This is a genomic window from Streptomyces dioscori (assembly GCF_003024195.1).
Lineage (GTDB): Bacteria > Actinomycetota > Actinomycetes > Streptomycetales > Streptomycetaceae > Streptomyces > Streptomyces dioscori.
In genome coordinates this window covers 16,592-35,493 of sequence record NZ_KZ679045.1, presented here as the reverse complement: position 1 = coordinate 35,493, position 18,902 = coordinate 16,592, and the positions used below count along the sequence as shown (strand labels likewise).

General features: G+C 72.3%; 13 protein-coding genes. 3 read left to right on the top strand and 10 right to left on the bottom strand.

What is annotated here, in order from left to right:
- Positions 1-34: 34 nt before the first annotated feature.
- The 6 genes from aceE to C6Y14_RS20770 all read right to left on the bottom strand — a co-directional run bounded on the left by aceE (position 35) and on the right by C6Y14_RS20770 (position 10,680).
- Positions 35-2,740 (bottom strand): pyruvate dehydrogenase (acetyl-transferring), homodimeric type, encoded by a 2,706-nt coding sequence (aceE, locus tag C6Y14_RS20795; protein ID WP_107018275.1) that lies wholly within the window; start codon positions 2,738-2,740, stop codon positions 35-37.
- A gap of 318 nt (positions 2,741-3,058) precedes the next feature.
- Positions 3,059-3,700 carry a GntR family transcriptional regulator gene (locus tag C6Y14_RS20790; protein WP_107018274.1) on the bottom strand — a complete coding sequence of 214 codons (642 nt, stop codon included), beginning with the start codon at positions 3,698-3,700 and terminating at the stop codon, positions 3,059-3,061.
- Between the two features lie 655 nt (positions 3,701-4,355).
- Positions 4,356-6,206, bottom strand: a complete 1,851-nt coding sequence (gene sucB, locus C6Y14_RS20785; protein ID WP_107018273.1) for a 2-oxoglutarate dehydrogenase, E2 component, dihydrolipoamide succinyltransferase — start codon at positions 6,204-6,206, stop codon at positions 4,356-4,358.
- A gap of 67 nt (positions 6,207-6,273) precedes the next feature.
- Positions 6,274-7,662: a dihydrolipoyl dehydrogenase gene (gene lpdA, locus C6Y14_RS20780; RefSeq protein WP_107018272.1), complete on the bottom strand. Its 1,389-nt coding sequence runs from the start codon at positions 7,660-7,662 to the stop codon at positions 6,274-6,276.
- 275 nt (positions 7,663-7,937) lie between these two features.
- Complete coding sequence (locus tag C6Y14_RS20775) at positions 7,938-9,479, bottom strand: leucyl aminopeptidase (RefSeq protein ID WP_107018271.1); 1,542 nt, start codon at positions 9,477-9,479, stop codon at positions 7,938-7,940.
- Between the two features lie 322 nt (positions 9,480-9,801).
- Positions 9,802-10,680 carry an adenosylcobinamide-GDP ribazoletransferase gene (locus tag C6Y14_RS20770; RefSeq protein WP_404828809.1) on the bottom strand — a complete coding sequence of 293 codons (879 nt, stop codon included), beginning with the start codon at positions 10,678-10,680 and terminating at the stop codon, positions 9,802-9,804.
- Positions 10,681-10,819: 139 nt separating this feature from the next.
- On the opposite strand from C6Y14_RS20770, the gene C6Y14_RS20765 reads away from it, so the two are divergent.
- Entirely contained in the window at positions 10,820-11,587 is a 768-nt protein-coding gene (locus C6Y14_RS20765) for a hypothetical protein (protein WP_107018269.1), read from the top strand.
- An 8-nt stretch (positions 11,588-11,595) separates the two neighbouring features.
- Here C6Y14_RS20765 and C6Y14_RS20760 read toward each other — a convergent pair whose 3' ends face one another.
- Positions 11,596-13,359: a phosphatidylglycerol lysyltransferase domain-containing protein gene (locus C6Y14_RS20760; RefSeq protein WP_107018268.1), complete on the bottom strand. Its 1,764-nt coding sequence runs from the start codon at positions 13,357-13,359 to the stop codon at positions 11,596-11,598.
- 396 nt (positions 13,360-13,755) lie between these two features.
- On the bottom strand, positions 13,756-14,892 hold the full coding sequence (gene cobT / locus C6Y14_RS20755) for a nicotinate-nucleotide--dimethylbenzimidazole phosphoribosyltransferase (protein ID WP_225891181.1): 1,137 nt from the start codon (positions 14,890-14,892) through the stop codon (positions 13,756-13,758).
- Between the two features lie 200 nt (positions 14,893-15,092).
- Between cobT and C6Y14_RS20750 the strand changes: the two genes are divergently transcribed.
- Positions 15,093-16,340: a class I SAM-dependent methyltransferase gene (locus C6Y14_RS20750; RefSeq protein WP_107018267.1), complete on the top strand. Its 1,248-nt coding sequence runs from the start codon at positions 15,093-15,095 to the stop codon at positions 16,338-16,340.
- A 23-nt stretch (positions 16,341-16,363) separates the two neighbouring features.
- Here the strand turns inward: C6Y14_RS20750 and C6Y14_RS20745 are convergent, their stop codons facing one another.
- Positions 16,364-17,563: a bifunctional adenosylcobinamide kinase/adenosylcobinamide-phosphate guanylyltransferase gene (locus C6Y14_RS20745; protein ID WP_107018266.1), complete on the bottom strand. Its 1,200-nt coding sequence runs from the start codon at positions 17,561-17,563 to the stop codon at positions 16,364-16,366.
- A gap of 226 nt (positions 17,564-17,789) precedes the next feature.
- Here C6Y14_RS20745 and C6Y14_RS20740 point away from each other — a divergent pair, with 226 nt between their 5' ends.
- Positions 17,790-18,002, top strand: coding sequence for a hypothetical protein (locus C6Y14_RS20740; protein WP_107018265.1), 213 nt, complete (start codon positions 17,790-17,792; stop codon positions 18,000-18,002).
- A gap of 121 nt (positions 18,003-18,123) precedes the next feature.
- Here C6Y14_RS20740 and C6Y14_RS20735 read toward each other — a convergent pair whose 3' ends face one another.
- Positions 18,124-18,825, bottom strand: a complete 702-nt coding sequence (locus C6Y14_RS20735) for a class I SAM-dependent methyltransferase (RefSeq protein ID WP_107018264.1) — start codon at positions 18,823-18,825, stop codon at positions 18,124-18,126.
- Positions 18,826-18,902: the final 77 nt, after the last annotated feature.

Genomic DNA, 18,902 nt, shown 5'->3' with positions numbered 1-18,902 from the left:
GGCTGCGAACCGGCCGCGGGAGGGTGGGGAGGAACTACAGGCCGTACCTCGCGCGGGCTTCCTTCACCGCGGATGCGGGGACCTCGCCCCGCCGCGCGAGCTGCGCCAAAGCCGCCACCACGATCGACTGCGCGTCGACGCCGAAGTGGCGACGGGCAGCCGCCCGGGTGTCGGAGAGACCGAACCCGTCCGCGCCCAGCGACGAGTAGTCCTGCTCGACCCACTGCGCGATCTGGTCCGGCACCTGCCGCATGTAGTCGGAGACGGCCAGTACCGGCCCCTCCGCCCCCTGCAGCGCCTGCCGAAGGAACGGCACCCGGTCCTCGCCGCGCAGCAGCGCCGCGTCGGCCTCCAGCGCATCGCGCCGCAGCTCGGTCCAGGACGTGGCGGACCAGACGTCCGCGGCCACGCCCCACTCCTCGGCGAGCAGCTTCTGCGCTTCCAGGACCCAGTGGATCGCCGTGCCGGAGCCCAGCAGCTGGATCCGCGCGGCGTTGGCGGCGTTGACCTGGACGCCCGCCGACTCCGCCGTGTTGAAGCGGTAGAGCCCCTTGACGATGCCCTCGTCGATGCCGGTGGCGGCGGGCTTTGCGGGCTGCGGGATCGGCTCGTTGTAGACGGTGAGGTAGTAGAAGACGTTCTGGTCCTCGCCGGGGGCGGCCTCGCCGTACATCCGGCGCAGCCCGTCCTTGACGATCGTGGCGACCTCGTACGCGAACGCCGGGTCGTACGACAGCGCCGCCGGGTTCGTCGCGGCGATCACCGGCGAGTGCCCGTCCGCGTGCTGCAGGCCTTCGCCCGTCAGCGTCGTACGCCCTGCCGTGGCGCCGACCAGGAAGCCGCGGCCCAGCTGGTCGCCGAGCTGCCACATCTGGTCGGCCGTGCGCTGCCAGCCGAACATCGAGTAGAAGATGTAGAACGGGATCATCTGCTCGCCGTGCGTGCTGTACGCGGTCGACGCGGCGATGAAGTCCGCCATGGAACCGGCCTCGGTGATCCCCTCGTTGAGGATCTGGCCGTCCTTGGCCTCCTTGTAGTACATCAGCTGGTCGCGGTCGACCGGCTCGTACGTCTGGCCCTTGGGGGAGTAGATCCCGAGCGACGGGAAGAGGCTCTCCATGCCGAAGGTGCGCGCCTCGTCGGGGACGATCGGCACCCAGCGCTTACCGGACGTCTTGTCCCGGACGAGGTCCTTGACCAGGCGTACGAAGGCCATGGTCGTCGCGACGTTCTGCGAGCCGGAGCCCTTGTCGAAGGCCGCGAACGCCTTGTCGGCGGGTGCGGGAAGGGGCGCCAGCGGCTGCGTACGACGGGCCGGGGCCGGGCCGCCGAGGGCCGCGCGGCGCTCCTGGAGGTAACGGACCTCGGGGGAGTCGGCGCCGGGGTGGCCGTAGGGCACGACCCCGTCGACGAAGTCGCTGTCCTTGATCGGCAGCTCCAGCAGGTCACGCATCTGCTTGAACTCGTCCGTCGACAGCTTCTTCATCTGGTGGTTGGCGTTCTTCGACGCGAAGCCCGAGCCGAGGGTGTGGCCCTTGACCGTCTGGGCCAGGATGACCGTCGGAGCGCCCTTGTGCTCGACGGCCGCCTTGTACGCCGCGTACACCTTGCGCGCCTCGTGACCACCGCGGGAGAGGTGGAAACACTCCAGGATCTTGTCGTCGCTGAGCAGCTTCGCCAGCTCGACGAGTGCCGGGTCCGAGCCGAAGAAGTCCTGGCGGATGTAGGCGGCGTCGCGCGTTTGGTACGTCTGCACCTGTGCGTCCGGGACCTGACGGAGGCGGCGGACGAGGGCGCCGGTGGTGTCGAGCCGGAACAGCTCGTCCCAGGCGTTGCCCCACAGCGACTTGATCACGTTCCAGCCGGCGCCGCGGAACTGGGCCTCCAGCTCCTGCACGATCTTGAAGTTCGCGCGGACCGGGCCGTCGAGGCGCTGCAGGTTGCAGTTGATGACGAAGGTCAGGTTGTCCAGGCCCTCGCGGGAAGCCAGCGCGAGTGCCGCGGTCGACTCGGGCTCGTCCATCTCGCCGTCACCGAGGAACGCCCACACGTGGGACGCCGAGACGTCCTTGATGCTGCGGTTGGTGAGATAGCGGTTGAAGCGCGCCTGGTAGATCGCGGAGAGCGGGCCGAGGCCCATCGACACCGTCGGGAACTCCCACAGCCAGGGCAGGCGCCGCGGGTGCGGGTACGACGGGAGGCCGTTGCCGCCCGCCTCCTGGCGGAAGTTGTCGAGGTGCGCCTCGTTCAGCCGGCCGTCGAGGAAGGCACGGGCGTAGATGCCGGGGGAGGCGTGGCCCTGGATGTAGAGCTGGTCGCCGGACCCGTCGGCCTCCTTGCCCTTGAAGAAGTGGTTGAAGCCGGTCTCGTAGAGCCAGGCCGCGGAGGCGAAGGTGGCGATGTGGCCGCCGACGCCGTGTTTCGCGCCGCGGGTCACCATCGCGGCCGCGTTCCAGCGGTTCCACGCGGTGATCCGGCGCTCCATCTCCTCGTCGCCGTCCACGGTGGGCTCGGCGGCGGTCGGGATGGTGTTGACGTAGTCGGTCTCAAGCAGCTTGGGCAGCGCGAGTCCGTTGCCCTCGGCGCGCTCCAGAGTGCGGCGCATCAGGTACGCGGCACGGTGCGGCCCGGCCGCCTCGGTGACGGCGTCCAGGGAGGCCTGCCATTCGGCGGTCTCCTCGGGGTCGCGGTCCGGGAGCTGGTCGAGCTCGCTCGGCTGGATAGCGGTGGGGTCGGTCATAGCGCCGCCTTCCGGATGCGGAGGGGGTTCCCTCGTCGGCAAGGGGTGTGTCGGGGGATTGCCCTTGGTCTTTGGCAGGACAGGGCGGCGGGCTCTGGTGGGAGCCCGCCGATGACTGTAACTCGCTGATCGATGATCGATCAAAGGGTTGAAGGGCAAAACCTCTTGATCACGAGAAAGTAGGCACGCGGTGCCTTCGCTGTGGGCACGGGGTGCCTTGTTTTCGCAGGTGAGGTGGGCTGTCGGCGGTCTGCGGGGGTACGTATGAGCGGGCCGGCGCTCCGCTGGTCGCGATCACGGTCGTCATCGAGTCCGCGGTCACGTCGCGGGTTCGTCGCCCGTCCTGGGGGCGCAGCCCAGCACATGCGCCTTCACCAGCTCCGCGATCAGCGGGTCCCGGCGCCGGAACGCCTCCACCAGGGCCTCGTGCTCCTCCGCGTACGACTGCTGGACCGTGCCCAGCCAGCGGATCGACAGGGCCGTGAAGACCTCGATGCCCAGGCCTTCCCAGGTGTGCAGCAGCACGCTGTTGCCCGCGGCGCGTACCAGCTCGCGGTGGAAGCCCACCGTGTGGCGGACCTGGCCCGTGCCGTCCGCCCTGCGGTCGGCCTCGTACAGGGCGGCCACGTGCGGTTCCAGGGTCGAGCAGTCGGCCGCGAGGCGCTCCGCGGCCAGCTCGGCGGCGATGGCCTCCAGGCCGGCCCGGACGGGGTAGCTCTCCTCCAGGTCGGCCGCGGTCAGATTGCGTACGCGTACGCCCTTGTTCGGGGCCGACTCGATCAGGCGCAGCGACTCCAGCTCGCGCAGGGCCTCCCGTACGGGGGTCTGGCTGACCTCCAGCTCCGTGGCGATCCGGCGCTCCACGATCCGCTCGCCCGGCTTCCAGCGGCCGCTGACGATCCCCTCCACGATGTGCTCGCGGATCTGCTCGCGGAGCGAGTGGACGACGGGCGCGGTCATGGGGGCTCCTTCGTTTTGACCTTTAGACAATAAGGCCACGGCGCTCCGCGGGGTCGGGCCGGGCGCGTGCGGGGTGGGGCTGCGGCCCGCAGGGCGTCTGCGGGCCGCAGCCCCGGAGGGTTGTTCTTCGGCTGCGGGCCGGCGGGGGCCGTTCGCGCAGTTCCCCGCGCCCCTCAAAGACGGGGCTGCGCCCCAGCCTTTGCCCCTTCAGGGGGCCCTGAAGGGGCGCGGGAATCTGCGCGCTCAGCCCCCACCGCCCCGCTTTCAGGCCCCGCAGACGCAGAACCGCCCCGCCTTTAGGGGCGCGGGGAACGGCGCGGCCAGCCCCCACCGGCCCGCAGGTGGAGAGCCGGCCCGATTTCAGGGGCGCGAGGAACTGCGCGACCAGCCCTCACCGGCCCGCAGCCGTGGAACCGGCCCGTTTTTTCAGGGGCGCGGGGAACTGCGCGGCCAGCCCCCACCGGCCTGCAGCCGTGGAACCGGCCCGTTTTTTCAGGGGCGCGGGGAACTGCGCGACCAGCCCCCACCGGCCCGCAGGTGTAGGACGGGCCTGTCTTCAGGGGGCTCTGCCAGCCCGCGGGCAACGCGAAGGTGCCCCTGTCCGGTGGACCGGACAGGGGCACCTCGTCGTGCCTTGCGGTGGTGGCGGCGGAGCCTACAGGCCGAGCTCGACCTCGAACTCGCCCGCCTCAAGGATCGCCTTGACCGCGGTCAGGTAACGCGCCGCGTCCGCGCCGTCCACCAGCCGGTGGTCGTACGACAGCGTCAGGTACGTCATGTCACGCACACCGATGACCGTACCCTCGTCCGTCTCGATGACGGCCGGCCGCTTGACCGTCGCACCGATCCCCAGGATCGCGACCTGGTTCGGCGGCACGATGATCGTGTCGAACAGCGCCCCGCGCGATCCCGTGTTGGAGATCGTGAAGGTCGCCCCGGACAGCTCGTCCGGAGTGATCTTGTTCGCCCGGACCTTGCCCGCGAGCTCGGCGGTGGCCTTGGCGATACCGGCGATGTTGAGATCCCCCGCGTGCTTGATGACCGGAGTCATCAGGCCCTTCTCGGAGTCCACCGCGATACCGACGTTCTCGGTGTCGAAGTAGGTGATCGTGCCCTCGTCGACGTTGATCCGGGCGTTGACGGCCGGGTGGGCCTTCAGCGCCTGGGCCGCCGCCTTCACGAAGAACGGCATCGGGGAGAGCTTGACGCCCTCACGCGCCGCGAAGGACTCCTTCGCCTGCGCGCGGAGCTTCATCAGCCGGGTGATGTCGACCTCGACGACCGAGGACAGCTGGGCCTGCTCGTGCAGGGCCTTCACCATGTTGTCGCCGATGACCTTGCGGATGCGGGGCATCTTCACGGTCTGGCCGCGGAGGGGGGAGGCCTCCAGCTTCGGCGCCTTCTTGCCGGCGCTCGGTGCGGCCGGGGCGGCGGCCGGAGCCGGTGCCGCGGCTGCGGCCTTCGCGGCCTCGGCGGCGGCGATGACGTCCTGCTTGCGGATCCGCCCGCCGACGCCGGTGCCCTTGACGGTGGACAGGTCGACGCTGTTCTCGGCGGCGAGCTTGCGCACCAGCGGGGTCACGTACGCGCCGTCGTCACCGGAGGTCGCGGCGGGCGCCGCGGCCGGGGTGACAGGAGCCGGGGCGGGCGCGGGAGCCGGTACCGGCGCGGCCGGAGCCGGGTCGGGGGCCGGAGCCGTCTGCTGCTGCGGCGCGGGAGCCGAGGGCGCCTGCGGAGCCGGCGCGGCCGGAGCAGGAGCCGGAGCGGCGGGAGCTGCCGGAGCCGGTGCCGGTGCCGGGGCAGCGGCGGCGGGCGCCGGAGCCGGGGCGGCCGGAGCGGGCGCCGCGGCCGGAGCCGCGCCGGGAGCGCCGATGACGGCCAGCTTCGCGCCGACCTCCGCGGTCTCGTCCTCGCCGACCACGATTTCGAGCAGCACACCGGAGGTGGGCGCCGGAATCTCGGTGTCGACCTTGTCCGTGGAGACCTCAAGCAGCGGTTCGTCGGCCTCGACCGATTCACCGACCTCCTTGAGCCAGCGGGTGACGGTGCCCTCGGTGACCGACTCGCCCAGTGCCGGAAGCACCACGTCGGTGCCCTCGGCGCTGCCGCCGCCGGAGGCGGCCTCGGCGGTCGGGGCCGGCGCCGGAGCGTCGGTCTCGGTGGACGGAGTGGTCTGCGGGGCCGGCTCCGGAGCCGCGGCGGGCTCCGGGGCGGGGGCCGCCTCGGGCTCGGGCTCGGCGGCCGGAGCGGACTCGGCGGGGGCGCCGGAGCCGTCGTCGATGACGGCCAGCTCGGCGCCGACCTCGACGGTCTCGTCCTCGGCGACCTTGATGGAGGCGAGCACACCGGCGGCAGGGGAGGGGATCTCGGTGTCGACCTTGTCGGTGGACACTTCGAGCAGCGGCTCGTCGGCCTCGACGCGCTCGCCCTCGGCCTTCAGCCAGCGGGTGACAGTGCCCTCGGTGACGCTCTCGCCGAGCGCCGGAAGGGTTACGGAAACCGCCATGGTTTCGGTTGCTCCTTACGAATTGCGGAAGTCTGTGTCGTCGCGTCGTGAGTTGACCGAGGGTCGGTCAGTCGTGCGAGTGCAGCGGCTTGCCCGCCAGGGCGAGGTGCGCCTCGCCCATGGCCTCGTTCTGCGTCGGGTGCGCGTGGATGAGCTGCGCCACCTCGGCGGGCAGCGCCTCCCAGTTGTAGATCAGCTGGGCTTCGCCCACCTGCTCGCCCATGCGGTCGCCGACCATGTGGACGCCGACCACGGCACCGTCCTTGACCTGGACGAGCTTGATCTCGCCCGCGGTCTTGAGGATCTTGCTCTTGCCGTTGCCCGCGAGGTTGTACTTCAGAGCGACGACCTTGTCCGCACCGTAGATCTCCTTGGCCTTGGCCTCGGTGATGCCCACGGAGGCGACCTCCGGGTGGCAGTACGTCACCCGGGGCACGCCGTCGTAGTCGATCGGGACGGTCTTGAGACCGGCCAGACGCTCCGCCACCAGGATGCCCTCGGCGAAGCCGACGTGCGCGAGCTGGAGCGTCGGGACGAGGTCACCCACGGCCGAGATGGTCGGCACGTTGGTGCGCATGTACTCGTCGACCAGGACGTAACCGCGGTCCGTCGCGACGCCCTGCTCCTCGTAACCGAGACCGGCGGAGACCGGGCCGCGGCCGATGGCGACCAGGAGGATCTCCGCCTCGAAGGTCTTGCCGTCGGCGAGGGTGACGCGGACGCCGTCCTGCGTGTACTCGGCCTTGTCGAAGAACGTGCCGAGGTTGAACTTGATGCCGCGCTTGCGGAACGCGCGCTCAAGAAGCTTGGAGCTGTTCTCGTCCTCGACCGGGACGAGGTGCTTGAGGCCCTCGATCACGGTGACGTCGGTGCCGAAGGACTTCCACGCCGAGGCGAACTCGACGCCGATGACACCGCCGCCCAGCACGATCGCGGACTGCGGTACGCGGTCCAGCGTCAGCGCGTGGTCGGAGGAGATGATGCGGTTGCCGTCGATGTCCAGGCCCGGCAGCGACTTCGGCACGGAGCCGGTCGCCAGGAGCACGTGACGGCCTTCCACGCGGCGCCCGCCGACGTCCACGGAGGTGGCGGACGACAGACGTCCCTCACCCTCGATGTACGTCACCTTGCGGGAGGCCACGAGGCCCTGCAGGCCCTTGTACAGGCCGCTGATCACGTCGTCCTTGTACTTGTGGACGGCGGCGATGTCGATGCCCTCGAAGGTGGCCTTGACACCGAACTGCTCGCTCTCGCGTGCCTGGTCGGCGATCTCGCCGGCATGCAGCAGGGCCTTGGTGGGAATGCAGCCGTTGTGCAGGCAGGTGCCGCCGAGCTTGTTCTTCTCGATCAGGGCGACGTCCAGGCCCAACTGCGCTCCGCGCAGCGCCGCGGCGTAGCCGCCGCTACCACCGCCGAGGATCACTAGGTCGAAAACGGTGCTGGCGTCGTTCGCCACGTCACGTCCTCCATGCATGTGCGCCGGCGCCGGTCTTCAGTGACCGGGCGGCGGCTGGTGTGGCCGCTCTTTCTTCGGCCCTGAGGTGGGCCCTGTCCTGCCGAGCCCATCTTCGCACTTGTCGACGACAGGCGGGACGCCGGGCTGCGCTGTGGGACGTCTGATCGATCACACGAAGGCCCCGCACCCCCTCAGGGGCGCGGGGAACCGCGCGATCGGCCCCCGCCGGCCCGCACTCGCCGTACGACGGGCGGGCCCGAGCCGTCGGGCGTGCGTCAGCCCAGGTCGCCGACGGCAGTCAGCTCGGCCAGCCGCACCAGCGTACGCACGGCGGACCCCGTACCACCCTTGGGCGTGTACCCGAACGGCCCCTGCTCGTTGAAGGCGGGCCCGGCGATGTCCAGGTGCGCCCACGTGATGCCCTCGCCCACGAACTCCTTCAGGAAGAGCCCGGCCACCAGACCGCCGCCGTAGCGCTCGCCCATGTTGGCGATGTCGGCGGTCGGGGAGTCCATCCCCTTCTTCAGGTGGTCCGGCAGCGGCATCGGCCACGCGGCCTCGCCGACCTCCTCGGCGGCCTCGTGCACCGCGGAGCGGAACGCGTCGTCGTTCGCCATGATCCCGAACGTACGGTTGCCGAGCGCCAGCATCATCGCGCCGGTCAGCGTCGCCACGTCGACGATCGCGTCGGGCTTCTCCTCGGACGCCTTGGCGAGCGCGTCGGCGAGCACGAGCCGGCCCTCGGCGTCGGTGTTGAGGACCTCGACGGTCTTGCCGCTGTACATGCGCAGCACGTCGCCCGGACGGGTGGCGGAGCCGGAGGGCATGTTCTCGGCCAGCGCGAGCCAGCCGGTCACGTTGACCTCAAGGCCCAGACGCGCGGCGGCGACCACGGCGGCGAAGACCGCCGCCGCACCGCTCATGTCGCACTTCATCGTCTCGTTGTGCCCGGCGGGCTTGAGCGAGATGCCGCCCGAGTCGTACGTGATGCCCTTGCCGATGAAGGCGAGGTGCTTCTTCGCCTTGGACGAGGTGTACGAGAGCTTCACCAGCCGGGGCGCGGACGCGGAACCGGCGCCGACGCCGAGGATGCCGCCGTACCCGCCCTTGGCGAGCGCCTTCTCGTCGAGCACCTGCACCTTGATGCCGTGCTCCTTGGCCGCGGCCTGCGCGACGGCGGCGAAGGCCTCCGGGTTCAGGTCGTTCGGCGGGGTGTTGATGAGGTCGCGGGCACGGTTCAGCTCCTCGGACACGGCCGTGGCGCGCTCGATCGCCGCCTTGAACGCCTTGTCGCGGGCCTTGCCGCCGAGCAGCGTGGCCTCGGCGAGCGGGGCCTTGCCGCTCTTGGAGCCGTTCCCGTCCTTGGCGGCCTCCTTGTACGTGTCGAAGGCGTACGCGCCCAGCAGCACGCCCTCGCCGATGGCGCCCGCGTCGGCGGCGTCCGAGACCGGCAGGGCGAACCCGGCCTTCTTGGTACCGGCCAGGGCGCGGGCGGCGACGCCGGCGGCGCGGCGCAGCGTCTCCGCGGAGAAGGAGCCGTCCTTCTCCGGGAGGGCACCGAGGCCGACCGCCACGACGAGTGGTGCCTTGAAGCCGGAAGGTGCCGGCAGCTTCGTCACCTCGCCCTCGCCGCCCGAGGCGCCGAGGGTCTCCAGAACGCCGGCGAGCCTGCCGTCGTACGCCTTGTCCACGGCTTCGGCGCCCGGTGCGACCACCAGGTCCCCGGACTTGGACCCGGTGACCTTGGCGACACCGACGACGATCGCGTCGGTGCGCAGACCGGGCGCCGCGGCGGTGCTGAGAGTGAGAGCAGTCACGGTGGTGAAATCTCGCTTCCGTTGAGTTGCTGTGGCCGGCGGGGGTGTGGTCGGCCAGGGGGTTGGAGTCCCGCCCCCGAGCCTACGCGCGCCACCGACTTTCGCTCCTACCAGAGGGGCCTCCGCCCCCGCCGCCCCTACCCTTCCCGTCACTGCATGGGGGCTGCGCCCCCTCGCCCCCTGATCGCGCTGCGCGCTCGTCCTCAAACGCCGGACGGGCTGGTTTTCCAGCCCGTCCGGCGTTTGAGGACCGGGGGTTCGGGGGCTGGCCCCCGAGTCAGTGACGGGAACGGTAGGGGCGGCGGGGGCGAGGAACCCGCCGCTAGGCGAAGAGACAGAACGCGACCAGCGCGACGGTCACGGCGGTCTCTTCGAGCGCGCCGAAGACGTCCCCCGTCACTCCGCCGAAGCGCCGCACACAGCGCCGCAGCAGTGACTCGGCGGCGGCGCAGGCGAGCAGGACGGCCAGCACGGCGCCGAGGACGCCGTACACGCCGAGGAGCGCGCCCGCGGCGGCTGCCAGGGCCGTCACGGCGACGGCGACGGCGACGGCGGCCCGCACGGAGACCACCCCCGCCACCACCGCCCCCAGCCCCTCGGCCCGAGCACCCGGCACCCCCGCCCGCGCGGCCAGCGTGAGGGCAAGCCGCCCGACGGTCGCGGACACGACCGCCGCGAGAACACCTCGCCCCCACGAGTCGCCGTACGCCTGAGCGAGCGCGGCCACCTGCGTGAGCAGGACGAACAGCAGCGTGATGACCCCGAAGGGTCCGATGTCCGACTGCTTCATGATGCGCAGCGCGTCCTCGGCGGGTTTGCCGCTGCCGAGGCCGTCGGCGGTGTCGGCGAGGCCGTCGAGGTGGAGGCCGCGGGTCAGGACGGCGGGTACGGCGGCACTCGCCACGGCCGCGAGGAGCGGTCCCGCGCCGAGCACCAGCAGGAGCAGCCCCGTCGCGGCGGCGAGAACACCCACGGCGAGTCCGGCGACGGGCGCGACCGACATCCCGGTGCGCGCGGCCCCGCGGTCCCAGCGCCGCACGGTCACGGGGAGCACGGTCAGCGTGCCGAAGGCGAAGCGGAGCCCGTCACTCCAGGACGCCGCCGCCGATGCCGCCGATGCAGCCGACGCCTCGGGCGTCCCGGGCGTCCCGGGCTTCTCGGGCAGGGGGCCGGGCGGCGGGTTCGGCGGGGGCGTGGACACCGGCGCAGAGTACCGGTCGCCACCCACGGACCGACCGCCGGACGACCGCTGGGCCACCGCCGGACGTGCGCCGGACAAGCGTCGGACGAGCGCCTGCCGACCAGGAGACGCCCACGGCAGCCGCGGATAAAGTGCGCACATGGGGCATTGGTGGACACGGAACATCATCGAGCCGGGAAAGCTGCCGCTGCTGCTGGCGCTGGCCTCGTTCGTCCTCACCTTCGTGATCACCCGGATCGTGGTCCGGCTCATCCGCGCGGGCAAGGGCCCGTTCGGCAACGTGAAGGCGGGCGGTCTGCACATCCACCACGTCGTCCCCGGGGTCGTCCTGACCGTGATCGGCGGCTTCGGCGCGGTGGGCAGCGACCGGCACGGCCTCGGCTCGGCCGTGTCCGCCGTGGTGTTCGGGATGGGCGCGGGCCTGGTGCTCGACGAGTTCGCGCTGATCCTGCACCTCGACGACGTCTACTGGAGCGAGGAGGGCCGCAAGAGCGTCGAGGTCGTGGTGGTCACGGCGGCGCTGGTCGGCCTGATGCTCAGCGGCTTCCTGCCGTTCGGCGTCAACGACCTCACCGAGGACGAGCTGCAGAACCGTGCCGGTGTCGCCTTGAGCATCGGGCTGAACTTCGGCGTCGCGCTGCTGGCGCTGAGCAAGGGCAAGGCGCGTATGGCGATCTTCGGGGTGATCGTCCCGCTCGTCGCCCTGGTCGGCGCGATCCGGCTGGCCCGCCCCACGTCACCCTGGGCCAGGCGCTTCTACCGGCGCCGGCCGCGCGCCCGCGCCAAGGCCCGTCTGCGGGCCTACCACCACGACCGCCGCTGGGCGGGCCCGCGCCGCAGGTTCCAGGACTTGATCGGCGGCAAACCCGACCCGGAACCCGTACGCCCGCTGCCCGGACGCTCCTGACGGCTCACTCATTCCCGTGGGTCGGCATGCGAGTCCAGTCGCTTGCGGTGCAGCCACTTCGGCAGGCCCGGGGCCTCCAGGAAGCCCTCCGCGCGGGCGGCGGCGAGGCCGATACGCGGCAGGTCGGCGCTCTTCTCGAAGAGCAGGAACCGCGGTTCCCAGATGGGCCGGTACTTGGCGTTGGCGCGGTACAGCGACTCGATCTGCCACCAGCGCGAGAAGAAGCTGAGCAGTGAGCGCCACAGCCGCAGCACCGGTCCCGCGCCGAGGCGCGCGCCGCGTTCGAAGACGGAGCGGAACATGGCGAAGTTGAGCGAGACCTGCGTGATCCCGAGCTCGGGGGCCCGCTGGAGGAGCTGGATCACCATGAACTCCATGAGCCCGTTCTCGGAGTCCCGGTCCCGCCGCATCAGATCGAGGGAGAGCCCGCGGGGCCCCCAGGGCACGAAGGAGAGCACGGCCCGCAACTCGCCTTCCCCGTTCCCCTCCTCCCCGCCGCCGTCCCGGCATTCGAGCATCACGCACCGCCCGTCGCCCGGGTCCCCGAGCCGCCCCAGCGCCATGCTGAAGCCGCGCTCGGTCGCCCCGTCCCGCCAGTCGTCCGCGCGGGCGAGGAGGTACGCCATCTCGTCGGCCGGGATGTCCTCGTGCCGCCGGATGCGTACCCGGTAGCCCGCGCGCTGCACACGGTTGTAGGCCTGGCGGACGGTCCGCATGGCCCGCCCGTCGAGGGTGAACTCGGCGGTCTCGACGATCGCCTCGTCCCCGAGTTCCAGTGCGTCGAGGCCGTGCCGGGCGTAGACGGTCCCGGCCTCCTCGCCCGCGCCCATCACGGCGGGGATCCAGCCGTGGGCGCGGGCCTCGGAGAGCCACGGTTCGATGGCGCCGGGCCATGCCTCGGAGTCGCCGATGGGGTCGCCGGAGGCCAGCGAGACACCGCCGACGACCCGGTAGGCGACGGCGGCCTTGCCGGTCGGCGACCACACCACGCTCTTCTCGCGGCGCAGGGAGAAATAGCCCAGGGAGTCGCGGTCGCCGTGCCGGTCGAGCAGGGCCCGCAGCCGTTCCTCGTCGTCGGCGGTGAGCGGGTCGACGACGCGGCGGGAGCGGAAGGCCGCGTACAGGACGGCGAGGACGAGCAGGGTGCTCAGTACGTTGATGGCGACGTTCACCCAGTTGGGAGTGGTGATCCCGGGGAAGCGGGAGTCGTCGGCGGCGACCGAGACGAGCCGCAGGGTGCCGTAGCGCCAGCGGTCGGTGAAGGTCGACAGGTGCGCGTCGTGGGCGTGGTTCGTGACGGTCACCAGGAGCGCGGCCAGCAGGGAGCAGACGAGGAGGCCGCCGACGCCGACGGCTGCCGCGAGCCGGGGGTTCGAGCGGTCGCCCTTCGCGTAGAACGCGGGGCGGCCGACGATCAGCGAGGCCACGAAAGCCGCCGTCAGGACGAGGGAGATCCAGTTCTGCGGGTAGCGGCGGACCTCGGGGAAGGCCATGGCGAAGGCGAAGAGCAGCAGGAAGAGTCCGCTGAGCACGAGGTTGAGAATCCAGGCGGCTCGCTTGCGCCTGCGCATCGTGATCGCCAGGAACATGGTGAACACACCTGACGCGAAGCCGGCGGTCAGGAGGTACGGGGTGAAGTAGTCCTCCGTGTTGTGGCGCCGCACGTCCTGGCCGAGGGAGACCCAGACGGCGCTCAGGAAGTTGAGGAACGCGACGGTGCGGAGGTACCACACGGCGGTTGCCGCGGCGGCAGTGGTTCGGGCGCTTCCCATGAAAGTGGATCATATGGGGCACGTATGCCGTCGGGCCGCCTCCCGGGCGTGGCGGCTCGCCCGCGGTACGCGCCTGCGGCCCGGCGGGGGTTGCTCGCGCCGTTCCCCGCGCCCCTGAAGGAGCCCGGGTGCGGGCCGGTGGGGGCCGTTCGCGCCGTTCCTCGCGCCCCTGATGGAGCCCGGGTGCGGGCCGGTGGGGGTCGCCCGCGCAGTTCCCCGCGCCCCTAAAAGAAGGGGGCTGCGCCCCCGTTCTTCCGGGGCGCGGGAAACGGCGCAGTCTTTTCGCCTTTAAGGGGCGCGGGGAACGGCGCAGTCTTTTTGCCCTTAAAGGGCGCGGGGAACTGCGCGAGCAACCCCCACCGGACCCGCACCCGACCCCCGGGCCGGAGCCCACCCCTACTCGGCCTCCAAGGCCTCCAAGGCCTCCAAGGCCTCCGTGGCGTCCGGGGCCTCCAAGCCCTCGGTGCCCGAAGGAGCCGAAGGAGCCGAAGGAGCCAAAGGCAGCTCCGCCGCCAGCGCCGCAGCAGCCTGCACCAAAGGCAGCGCCAGCAACGCCCCCGCCCCTTCCCCCACGGTCACCCCATGCGAAAGCAGCGGTTCGAGCGCCATCCGGTCGAACGCCTTCGCCTGCGCCGGCTCCCCACTGCTCTGCCCCGCCAGCCACCAGTCCGGCGCCCGGAAGGCGACCCGCTGCCCGACCAGCGCGCAGGCCGCGGAGACGACCCCGTCGAGCACGACGGGCGTCTTGCGCACGGCGCTCTGCAGCAGGAACCCGGTGATCGCCGCGAGATCGGCCCCACCCACCGTCGCGAGCAACTGCAACTGGTCCCCGAGAACAGGCCGAGCGCGACGCAACGCGTCGCGAACCGCCGCGCACTTGCGCATCCACGCGAGGTCGTCGATCGCCCGCCCCCCGCGCCCGGTCACAACCGACGCGTCGGTCCCGCAGAGCGCCGCCACCAGTACGGCCGCCGCGGTCGTCCCGCCGACGCTCACGTCCCCGAGCACGACGAGATCGGTCCCGGAGTCGGCTTCCTCGTCCGCGACGGCGACGCCCGCCCGGAACGCGGCCTCCGCCTCCTCCAGGGTCAGCGCGTCCTCGATGTCGATCCGCCCGGACCCGCGCCGCACCCGGTGCCGTACGACCTCGTCGGGCAGGCTCTCCGGCTCGCAGTCGAGTGCCATGTCCACCACCCGCAGGGGCACTCCGAGCCGCCGGGCGAGGACCGACACGGGGCTCGCGCCCTCCAGCACGGAGCGCACCAGGTCGTCCGCGCCCCCGGCGGGCCGTGCCGAGACGCCCAGTCCGGCGACCCCGTGGTCGCCCGCGAACAGCACCACGCGCGGACGCTCGATCGCCCGCACCGGCACGGCCGCCTGCGCGGCGGCCAGCCACTCACCGAGTTCGTCCAGGCGTCCCAGTGACCCGGGCGGCACGACCTGGCGCTCGCGGCGCGCCTCGGCGTCACGGCGTACGCCACCGTCGGGGCGCTCGATCAGGTCGGTGAAGTCGTCGAGATTAAGCGAGCTCATTCGCCGAACAGTACCGGCAGTGATCGGACCGGGATCCTGACGGGCGGTCAGTGGCACGCGCGGGGTGGGCGCGTCAAAGACGGCAATCCCATGTGTGCCGGTTTGCAGTGGATTGTCATACCGGTTTGTATCAGCTGGTAGCGGCTCATATCAGCCTCTACAGGGTCTTACCCCGTCGGACCGGCAGGAGCAGACAGACCATGCCCCCCACACCCGTCACACCCCCGACCCCGGCCACACCCCCCACGCCGCCTCCCGCAGCCGTCACGGCCGCCGCCCAGCAGTCCCCTGCTCAGCAGTCCGCCGTCCCTCAGTCCGCGACCCCGCAGCCCACCGCCCCGCAGTCCGTCGCCCAGCGCCGGGCCGCGTACCTGGGGGAGCTGGCCCAGGGCACCGACCGCTTCCACGAACCGCGCAGGCCCGACTGCCCCTGGTGCGGCTCGGCACGGCTGCGCACCCGGCTGCGTACCCCCGACCTGCTTCAGCACAAGCCCGGCACCTTCGTCGTCGACGAGTGCGAGGACTGCGCCCACGCCTTCCAGAACCCGCGCCTGACCACCGAGGGACTCGCCTTCTACTACCGCGACTTCTACGAGAACCAGGACGGCGGCGAAGATCGCCAGGAGCACGACGGCGAACGCCAGGAGCACGAGAGCTTCGCGGAACGGACCCTGCGCTCCCGGGCCGGCCGCCGCCGTCACGAGGCCGCGGCCCGCGCGATGCTCCCGTTCCCGGAACCCGAGAGCTGGCTGGACGTCGGCACCGGACACGGCCACTTCCCGGCGGCGGCCAAGGAGTTGTTCACGTACACGTCCTTCGACGGGCTCGACCCCACCTCACGCGTCGACAAGGCCCTGGCGGCGGGCCGGGTCGAGGAGGCGCACCGCGGCCGGCTGCCGGACCTGGTCGGCCGGCTGCGCGCCCGCTACGACGTGGTCAGCATGTTCCACCACCTGGAGCACAGCCCCGACCCGCGCGAGGAACTGCGCGCCGCGCTCGCCGTACTGCGCCCCGGCGGTCATCTGCTCGTCGAAGTCCCGGACCCGGACTGCGCGTTCGGCGCGCTGCTCGGCAAGTGGTGGGTGTCGTACTGCCAGCCGCAGCACCTCCACCTCATGCCGCTGCGCAACCTGCTCGACGAGCTGGACGCGCTGGGCTGCTCGGTCGTCTCCACCGACCGCCGCGAGCCGCACGTCCCGTACGACCTGACCGGCGCCCTCGCCCTGGCGATCGGCAACCGGCTGCCCGGCGGCGACGAGCCCTGGCGCCCCGCCCCGCCGACCGACCTCCAGCGCACCCTGCGCACGGCCCTCACCCGGGCCGCCGCCCCGCTGCTCGCCTCCGCGTTCGTCCTGGACCACGCCCTGGCCCCGCTCCTGCGCCGCACCCGCTTCTCGAACGCGTACCGGATCATCGCCCGCAAGAACCCGCGAGCGAACCCCCTCTGACCGGGCCTCAGCCTGACCGGTCCTCAGCCCTTCAGGGTCACCGCCTGGCCCGCCACCACCAGCAGCACGTGCTCGCACTCGGTCGCGAACGCCGCGTTGAGGCGGCCCAGTTCGTCGCGGTAGCGGCGGCCCGAGGGGGTGGCGGGGACGATCCCGGAGCCGACCTCGTTGGAGACGGCGACCACCGTGCGGCGCGACTCGCGGACGGCGGCCGTCAGCTCCTCGACGCGCGCCCGCAGCACGCGCTCGCCGCCACCGGCCCACTCGGCGTCGTCCCACGCGTTCGCGGAGTCCATCGCGTCCGTCAGCCACAGCGACAGACAGTCGATGAGCAGCGCGGGCCCGTCGTCCTTGAGGAGGGGTACGAGGTCGCAGGTCTCGGTGGTACGCCAGGAGCCGGGGCGCCGCTCGCGGTGCGCGTGCACCCGGGCCGCCCACTCCCCGTCCCCGTTGCGCGCGCCGCCCGTCGCCACGTACAGCACGTCCGGGAAGGCTTCGAGCCGTCGCTCGGCCTCCACCGACTTGCCCGACCTGGCCCCGCCGAGGACCAGCGTCCGGCGCGGTACGTCGGGCACGTCCTCGTACACCCCGACGGTCAGCGTCCTGCCGTCCAGGACCGTGCGCGCCCCCGCCGCCGCGAGGCGCCGCCGCAACTCCCGGCCCGGCGGCACGTCGTGGTCCAGATGCGCCGCGATCACATCGGTGGCGGGCCCCACCGCACCCACCAGCCGCAGCCGGGCCAGCGCGTCCGGCCGCCCGACGACATCGCCGACCACCATGTCGTACGTCTCGGTCGTCTCGTCCAGGCCCGCGGGCGCCGCGCCCGGCGGGAGGTAGAGGAGCCGCTGTCCGTCGGGGCCCGTGACCGCGTACCCGGTGCCCGGCGCGTCCATCGACAGCGCCCGTACCCGATGGCCCGTCAGCAGCGTCAGCTCCCGGCCGTCCGGCACGCGGCCCGGCTGCGGCAGCCCCGCCGGGACCTCCACGGCGGGTCCGTCGTGCGGGTGCGACAGCAGGACCTGGCGCACCCCGCCCAGCGAGTGCCCGGCCCGGGCCGCCGCGAAGGCCGCCCCGGGTGTCAGGTCCAGCAACAGCGTGCCGTCCACCAGCAGGGCGGTGGCCGCGCGGGCGTCCGCACCGAGCGCCACCGCGCAGACGGCGCACGAACAATCGGGCCTGGGCAGCCCCAGGGGCCCGCCGGTACCAAGCAGAGTCACTTCCACGGGCCCGATTTTCCCGTGTCGGCGCGGCTCGTGCCCGTCAGGGGGTGCACAAGGGCGCACGTCGAGCGGGGCACGGGTGAGCGCGCGAGCGGAGCGCGCACACCCACCACCGGCACCCCATGGTTCTCGACCTGCACTTTTGAACACCGGACCAGCAGGGGACCGCCTAGGCTGACGGCGAGAGCCCGATCTTGCTCGGTACTTTGGGAACTTTTGGGAGGCTGACATGGCGGCATGGACGTGGCGGTTCGAGAAGGCCGACGGGACGGAAGTCCAGCCCGCGGTCCAGCCCGAGGAGTTCACCACCCAGGGCGACGCGGAGTCCTGGCTCGGCGAGAACTGGAAGGAACTGGCCGAGGGCGGAGCGGACCAGGTCCGCATCTTCGAGGACGCCGCGGAGATCTACGGCCCGATGAGCCTGCACGCCGAGGCGTCCTGACCTCGTAGATCCGCAAAGGCCTGGTGGTCCGTACGGGTCCTGGTGGTCCGTACGAGTGAGGGGCCGCGACCGTACGAACCGGTCGCGGCCTCCTGCTGTCCGGCCGGGCGTGCGACCCGCTTCAGCCCCGTACGCCGCACAGGTGCAGCAGCGCCGCCACCCGGCGGTAGGGGTCGGTCCGGCCGGCCCGCTCCTCGGCGGCCAGCAGGGAGTCCACGTCGTCCGGCACCGGCGCGTCGTCGGCGGCCGTGTCCGTGAAGACCCGCACCCCGTACCAGGCGTGCAGCGGCGCGCCGATCCCGGCGAGGGTGCCGGTGAGGGTGTCGAGCCCGTCGGCGCGGACGTCGAGCCCGAGCCGGTTCGTGTACGAGCTGGTGTCGAACGCGGTCAGCGTCGCCGCCCAGTCCCCGGCCAGCCCCGGCCGCATGGCCAGCGCGTCGGCGTTGCGCACCAGCAGGGACAGCAGCCCGCCGGGGGCCAGCATCCGGGCGAGGCCGGCGAGCAGCGCGTCGGGCTCCTCGACGTACATCAGTACGCCGTGGCACAGCACCACGTCGAAGCTGCCGGGCAGGAAGTGCACGCCGGTGTCGCGTCCGTCGCCCTCGACGATCCGGACCCGGCCGCGGATGCCCTCGGGCTCGGCGGCGAGCGCCTCACGGGCCACGGCGATCATCGTGCAGTCCTGCTCGACGCCGGTCACCTGGTGCCCGGCGCGAGCCAGCCGCAGGGCCTGCGTGCCCTGGCCCATACCCACGTCGAGCACGCGCAGCCGCTGCCCGACGGGAAACCGCCCGGCTATCTGCTCGTCGAGCTGCCGGGCCACCAGCTCCTGCCGTACGACATCACGCAGGCCGCCCAGCTTGTTCAGCCAGGCGTCCGCCGCGCCTCCCGAGAAAGGTG